Annotated in this window: 10 protein-coding genes; 5 read left to right on the top strand and 5 right to left on the bottom strand. The window is 38.1% G+C overall.

What is annotated here, in order from left to right; genetic code table 11:
* Window positions 1-103: 103 nt before the first annotated feature.
* A complete protein-coding gene (locus tag DBX25_RS11440; RefSeq protein ID WP_108670925.1) occupies window positions 104-655 on the bottom strand; it encodes an NUDIX domain-containing protein in 552 nt (183 codons plus the stop codon).
* Window positions 656-728: 73 nt separating this feature from the next.
* Between DBX25_RS11440 and mciZ the strand changes: the two genes are divergently transcribed.
* Both mciZ and DBX25_RS11430 read left to right on the top strand, forming a co-directional pair.
* Window positions 729-875 (top strand): Z-ring formation inhibitor MciZ, encoded by a 147-nt coding sequence (mciZ, locus tag DBX25_RS11435; protein WP_108670924.1) that lies wholly within the window; start codon window positions 729-731, stop codon window positions 873-875.
* 78 nt (window positions 876-953) lie between these two features.
* The gene (locus DBX25_RS11430; protein ID WP_108670923.1) at window positions 954-1,874 is read left to right on the top strand and encodes an aldo/keto reductase; all 921 of its coding nucleotides are present in this window, start codon (window positions 954-956) and stop codon (window positions 1,872-1,874) included.
* A gap of 51 nt (window positions 1,875-1,925) precedes the next feature.
* On the opposite strand, the gene DBX25_RS11425 is transcribed toward DBX25_RS11430, so the two are convergent.
* On the bottom strand, window positions 1,926-2,186 hold the full coding sequence (locus tag DBX25_RS11425) for a YqkE family protein (protein ID WP_108670922.1): 261 nt from the start codon (window positions 2,184-2,186) through the stop codon (window positions 1,926-1,928).
* A 329-nt stretch (window positions 2,187-2,515) separates the two neighbouring features.
* Between DBX25_RS11425 and DBX25_RS11420 the strand changes: the two genes are divergently transcribed.
* Together DBX25_RS11420 and DBX25_RS11415 are read left to right on the top strand one after the other, a co-directional pair.
* Window positions 2,516-3,076, top strand: a complete 561-nt coding sequence (locus tag DBX25_RS11420; RefSeq protein WP_205685214.1) for a hypothetical protein — start codon at window positions 2,516-2,518, stop codon at window positions 3,074-3,076.
* A gap of 95 nt (window positions 3,077-3,171) precedes the next feature.
* Window positions 3,172-4,086 (top strand): alpha/beta hydrolase, encoded by a 915-nt coding sequence (locus DBX25_RS11415; protein WP_240620250.1) that lies wholly within the window; start codon window positions 3,172-3,174, stop codon window positions 4,084-4,086.
* Between the two features lie 12 nt (window positions 4,087-4,098).
* Here the strand turns inward: DBX25_RS11415 and DBX25_RS11410 are convergent, their stop codons facing one another.
* Entirely contained in the window at window positions 4,099-4,425 is a 327-nt protein-coding gene (locus DBX25_RS11410; protein WP_108670920.1) for an iron-sulfur cluster biosynthesis family protein, read from the bottom strand.
* Between the two features lie 154 nt (window positions 4,426-4,579).
* On the opposite strand from DBX25_RS11410, the gene DBX25_RS11405 reads away from it, so the two are divergent.
* On the top strand, window positions 4,580-4,789 hold the full coding sequence (locus DBX25_RS11405; RefSeq protein WP_108670919.1) for a CDGSH iron-sulfur domain-containing protein: 210 nt from the start codon (window positions 4,580-4,582) through the stop codon (window positions 4,787-4,789).
* A gap of 48 nt (window positions 4,790-4,837) precedes the next feature.
* Here the strand turns inward: DBX25_RS11405 and DBX25_RS11400 are convergent, their stop codons facing one another.
* Window positions 4,838-5,170, bottom strand: a complete 333-nt coding sequence (locus DBX25_RS11400) for a YolD-like family protein (protein ID WP_108670918.1) — start codon at window positions 5,168-5,170, stop codon at window positions 4,838-4,840.
* A 22-nt stretch (window positions 5,171-5,192) separates the two neighbouring features.
* A complete protein-coding gene (locus DBX25_RS11395; protein ID WP_108670917.1) occupies window positions 5,193-6,434 on the bottom strand; it encodes a Y-family DNA polymerase in 1,242 nt (413 codons plus the stop codon).
* Between the last annotated feature and the right edge of the window lie 276 nt (window positions 6,435-6,710).

Here is a 6,710-nt window from a genome sequence, read left to right as displayed (position 1 = left end):
CTTAGCCCTATGGAATATAGAGCTAAAGCCGCTTAAATCATTTTTATTATTTTCAATGTCTACTTTACAGGGGGCAGTTCAAACATCCGATGCTTTCAAAATTTTATTTCCCCATTAACTGCTGTAGCTGTAAATATTGGACAGCGTAAGCGGTTTTGGCATCTTGAATTTTTTCCTCTTTAATAAATTGTAGGGCTTCTTCTAAGGTCAACTCTAGCAATTCTACAAACTCATCTTCATCACAAGCCGCTGACACAGCTTTTTTCTTTAATCCCTTTGCTACAAAGAGATGGATGATTTCATCTGCAAATCCAGGTGATGTGTAAAATGAGATTAGCGGCTCCATTGTTTCACATTCGTATCCCGTTTCTTCATCCAACTCTCGTTTTGCCGTATTCATCGGCTCTTCCCCTGGTTCAAGCTTGCCAGCAGGTATTTCTACTTGACTTCTTTCCATTGCTTTACGATATTGCTCTACCATAATAATTTTTCCTTCATCAGTAATGGCTATAACAGCGACAGCTCCTGGATGCTTTACAATCTCCCTTTTACTAGTTTTTCCGTCAGGAAGCCTTACTTCATCAACTTGCAGACTAATCACTTTACCAGCATAGATAGATTGAGTTGAAATCGTGACTTCTTCAAATTTCTTCATTTTCATTCTCCTAGTTCTATTTTCTATTCTCTCATTCATACACTGTACCATTATACCAATCGGAGGTTATCCTATGAAAATCTACGTGCATGAAAAAGGAGTTACTTTGACTGGAAAGGCTTGGGAGATCAAACGCAAATTGAAAGAATACGGGCAGCATTATGAATTCGTGCAGCAATGGGTAAATGGAATCTCGCAAAACAACTCTTGCAAAAAATAACATGAAGAGGCGTTTATTTAGGAAAGTTCGTGCTCTTTCGCTACAATATAGTTAAAAGGGTTCGAAGGAGCGGTCATAATGAAAAAAAGACAATTAGGTAAATCAGATTTATATGTATCCCAAATTGGACTTGGCGCGATGTCGCTAGGAACCAATTCTTCCAAAGCAGCTGACATTATATCAGTTGCTCTAGATGAAGGGATTAATTTCATCGATACAGCAGATCTCTATGATTTTGGTTTGAATGAAGAGTTTGTTGGACAAGCCATCAAATTTCACCGTGAGAATATCATCCTTGCAACAAAGGTTGGAAACCGATGGAATGATGACAAACAAGGCTGGAGATGGGATGCATCTAAAGCATATATTTTGGATGCAGTAAAGGAAAGCCTTCGTCGTTTGCAAACCGATTATATTGATCTATATCAATTACACGGTGGAACGATGGAAGATAATCACGAGGAAGTTATTGAAGCCTTCGAAGAATTAAAGCGTGAAGGATTAATTTTGAATTATGGCATTTCTTCGATTCGTCCTAATGTGATTCACTCATTTGCCAATAAAGCTTCCATTTCCTCAGTCATGATGCAATTCAGCATTTTAGATCGACGCCCTGAGGAAGTTATGCCTATTTTGGATGAGCACACGATAAGCATGATTGCGAGGGGGCCTCTTGCAAAGGGACTTTTAAGCCAAAAAATGCTCGATAAGGCTTCTGGAAGTATATTAAAAAATGGTTACCTTGATTATTCCTTCAATGAACTGAAGGAATTGCTCGATTCACTACGTGAAAAATTCAGCTGTGTTAGTATGAATGCAGTGGCACTTCAATATGTACTATCACATCCAACCGTTGCAACTGTCATCCCTGGTGCAAGTTCTATCGAACAGGTACGTGAAAATGCTCGGGCTGTAAAAGAAGGGCATTTGACACCTGAAGAGGTGAGTTGGATAAAAGAAATTTCAAAGTCTAGTGTGTATTCTGACCATCGGATTTAATGTTATCAAAAAAGGCTCCTACCCTATGTTTAAATCGGGCAGGAGCCTTTTTTATTTTTTGTAATCAGCCCAATTCATCGGGGTTTCATTTAATAATTCTTCAAACGTTTTATTTTTTTCTCTTCTTTTTAGCTCTTCTCTTCTTTTTAATTCTTCCTGTTCTTTTTTCGCCTGTTCTTCGGCAGTCAACTGAGACTTTGTTTCTTTGAGTTGATTCAGTATTTGGGCATTTAGCATATCGCCAAGCGTTAATTTATCATCTTTTTGACTGTTTACTTGTGGTCGGTGAGCTTGTGGTTTTTTCTTTTTCATAGGACGATCCTCCATTGTTACTTGTATAAGTATTATAACATAATGAAGTTTTGATTAATTAAATTTGGTTAATTTGCGTAATTATCGCTTTTTATGCAGGAAAATAAGACATCTGTGCACTTTTATTTAAAAATACGTTTGATAATAAAAATTTGCGTTTTTTATGGTACTTTTTTGATTATCACAAGATTTCTATGGTTTTTATATTCCTGTTATGTTATTTACGTAATTTTTTCGCTTTTAAATTTTCCGGTACGATTTTATAAAGGTAGATTTGAAAGTAACTCCATGACATACTACTTCGTCATATTTAGCAGGAGGTGATTGTTTTGAGATTATTTTTGATGGTTGCAGCTGTTTTTTTATTATCAAGTTGCTCCTCAGACAACAAACAAAGCTCTCAACTAGATGGCAGTAATTTTCTAAACACTAGTGCGGAGATTATGGAAGGGAATTTCGTGTATCGACTTGCAACTGAAAAAGAAGTCTACCAAGAGGGCGGGCCAGTTAGTTTATTTGCTGAGTTAGAATATATTGGTGATCAAGAAGAGATTACCATTTATCATGCAGCATCTCCATTCTATTTTCCTATGATTGAGAAAACAAGGAATTATACCATTGATTTTCCTATTAACGAACCATTAATAGCTACTATTCTAAAAAAAGGACAGCCACTTCGGAAAACTTACTCTGGAGGTAGTGGAGGTTACGGTTCAGAGGATAAAAAGGAATATGTGGATTTCATGAAAAAAATTATGAACAAACAATTCCCCATCGGGCACTATGTTGTAAATGGTACTGCTGATTTTTTTATCAAAACCAACGAAAGCAGTCAAAAAGCTTATAATCTAAATGCACAAATCAGCTTCAAAGTTGAATCGAAAAAATAAAGTTACTTACCTTATTTGGAAACTTTTTCAAATTTAGTGGTACACTAATTCATATATACTATGTATGAATTTCCAATATCATGGAGGGATGGTCTTTGAAAAAAGGCGGACTTTGGATTTTGTTTGGCTTTATCTTATATATAGTAGGAATTGGTGTGTTTTTTACTAATCGCATCATGTTCTTGAAGAAAAAAGAGGATGATTTTATTTGGAATCGAGAAGTGGGAGCAAAACGGATTTCACCACAGGCACTAGCACAACTGCCTCAAACGAAGGTAAAAGTGCCCTCTCCTTTTGGATATGAAATTGATTGTCTGTTCGTCCATCCATACCCTAATAATAAATGGATGATTTTCTGCCATGGAATAACTGAGAACAAGTATAATTCTGTTAAATATATGAATCTTTTTATTGAACGCGGCTTTAACGCTATCATATATGACCATCGCAGACATGGCCTTTCTGGTGGTAAAACGAGTAGCTATGGTCATTATGAAAAATGGGACTTGAAAGCTGTCATTGATGAGTTAAAAAAGCGTGAGGGAAATGATGTGAACTTTGGCATCCACGGTGAATCAATGGGAGCAGCCACAGCATTGTTATACGGTGGCACAGTTTGTGATGATGCATCATTTTATATTGTTGATTGCCCATTCTCAGATCTAACTGAACAATTGAAATATCGACTGAAGGTAGACTTCAAAATCCCTTCTCCATTAGTAATGCCGATTGCTGATGCCTTTCTGAAGCTACGAGAAGGCTATACTCTTAAGGACGTTTCTCCTATCACAGCTATTAATGAGATTCAAAACCCCATTTTGTTCATTCATAGCGCGAATGACGACTTCATCCTTGCAGATATGACCCGTAGTCTTTACGAACAGAAGCAGGGACCGAAACAATTGTTTATCGCTACTAAAGGAGTTCATGCCCAATCATTGAATGAGAACATGAAGGAATATGAAGAAGCATTGGATAAATTTCTCGTCCAATATGGAAAAATGCACTGATTCCCCCTCGAATCAGTGCGTTTTCTTTACAAATCCCATTCTAGGATTCAACATGCCGCCTGGGCTCTTTAATTGAAAGCTGTTCGCCTCTTTAACAAAATCAATTTTCATACTGTCATCCATGAAAACTTGTTTTGATTTTTCCACATATATATCGCCTGCATTCGTCTCTACTTTTAGATCATCATCATCTAGTTGAGAAACAAACCATAAAGTAGGAACTCCATTCACTACACATCCACAGCCTTCGGTATCGTACTTTAATTTCAGATAACCATTTAGTCCTTGTGTCTTTTCATTCAACTTGTCTTTCGCTGTATCTGTCCAAGTAATCTCCATTGGATCCTCTCCTTCATTGCATACCCTTGACCTAGTCCTTATTTGTTTCTGTATTCATTGTAGCATGTTTAGAAAAACATTGAAAAAGGAAAGACTTATCGGTAGGATTAAGGTAAAATGTAGCAATACTGTGAACTTTTGAAGGAGGATTTTCATGACTAAAGTACAAATCAAAGTAAATGATAACGGTTCATTCCGTGTAACTGGTGATGTTGAGCTTATTGACGGAGCAGGCAACGTATTTGAACCAAAACCAGCATTTTCTCTTTGCCGCTGTGGACTTTCTGCTAAGATGCCTTATTGCGATGCATCTCATAAAGGAAAATTCGAATCTGTTGTACGTGTAGAACAGCCAGCTGAATAATTAGATTTCTAGGAAGTAGCACACACAATTGTGCTGCTTTTTTATTTGTTACGAGTAAAAACGCACATCCACAATATCATTTAGAACCACATAATGATTTTCCTCAAAGCGATCAACCACATGGAGCTGTTTTTTAAAATCATTGTAATAATGAATAAATCCAATCAGTAAATGATGACGACGATTTTCGTAGTACGTAATCGAGACTAGTGAACGACATTCCATCGCTTCCCCGATGATACTATTCATTTCTTCTAGCTGCTGCTCATCGAGTACTGCCTTTTGTTCAAACGTATCTTCGTGCGCCCAATCCCGTAACATCTTGACGTGTTCGGGTAACATCATCGCTGTCCATTTAATTCGGCCTCGATCTCGAATCATGTTCATCCCTCCCTTTTCAACCCTAAGCTTTATGCCCCCCTACTAGCTTGCTTCGATAAACGGCCGTTCCCGCTTCTGTGTAGGAGACAGCACGAAGTAATGACCTGGAGCCAAAACGACCTCGAATATGATCGACTGTATACCCGAGCTCCCTTTTTTTCCATCGATTTGGCTCAAACAAGGTCAGCTGCATTTGAACGTCATCGGTAATATTGGATAGCGAAAGAGAGATTTGCCTGACCGTCTTCCCTTCGTAATGTTCACGGAACAGTTCAAGGCAAACTTTGTATAAATCCATAGTGATGTTAGTAGGCTGCTCAATCGACCTAGAACGTAAAAATCCACCTCCAAACTCATCCTGGCTATAGCCAATCCCAAGACTGATTGTTCTACCTGCCTTCCTATGCGTACGCGCTCGTCTGGCCACTTCTTCACATATTTCAAGAATAACGTGTTTAATTTCTTGTTCTTCTTTATAATCTCGAAGCAAAATTTGACTCTTTCCAAAACTGATTTGCCCCTCCATAATCGGGGCTCCAATCTCGGACAAGTCAATCCCCCATGCATGATAATAGAGCTGGTTGCCCATGACCCCAAATTTTTTCTCCAGCTTTTCCAAACTATAATTTGCGAGTTGACCGACCGTGAAAATCCCCATGCCATTCAAGGTTTTCTGTACCCTTCTCCCAATCCCCCACATTTCACTAAGCGGTGAAACCTTCCAAAGTTTTTCCTTCACATCTTCGTATGTCCACTGCGCGATACCTTTCTTTTTCGCTTCTAAGTCCAGACACAATTTAGCAAGCAACATGTTCGGCCCAATTCCAATCGCACACGGAAGCTGGAATTCCCGTTCAATTTCATCCTTGATTTTCTGTGCTATCGTTTTGACATCTCCCCATAAAGGCAACGCCCCATCGACCTTTAAAAAACTTTCATCGACACTATACGTATGAATCGCTTCCTTAGGTACGTAGCGCTGAAACAACCGGGTAATTTCCGTAGAAATCCGTAAATAAGTCGACATCTTCGGTTCGACAAATTGAATGCGTGGATCATTCGGGATTTCAAACATTCGGGACCCTGTTTTAATCCCAAACTCTTTTTTTAGTCGCGGTGAAGCAGCCAAAACGACACTCCCTTTACGATTTTCATCCCCAACAATGGCGATATATGACTCAAGCGGATCTTCTCCCTTCATGACAGCCGAACAGCTCGCATAAAAGCTTTTCATATCCACACACAAGATATGATGATTTGGCATTTTGTCATACTCCACGTTACTCACCTCAAAACAGAATATATGTTCGTATTTGTCTTCTCCTTAATAGTAATAGAATATACGTTCGTATTCAATGGTAATTTTCTGACACCCTTCAACAATTCGGTTTCATTTCCAAACCTACCCAAAATGTTATTTCAATATTTTGGAATTAGAGGAATATTTTAAACACAATCCTAATATCCCTACTACAAAATACACATGAAAAAGCCTTTAATATCGAGATTTAACTAGAGTCAATACCTAACTTTTTAGCAA

This window comes from Peribacillus acanthi, from assembly GCF_003073175.1.
Lineage (GTDB): Bacteria > Bacillota > Bacilli > Bacillales > DSM-1321 > Bacillus_BN > Bacillus_BN acanthi.
This window is presented reverse-complemented; position numbering and strand designations above follow the sequence as displayed.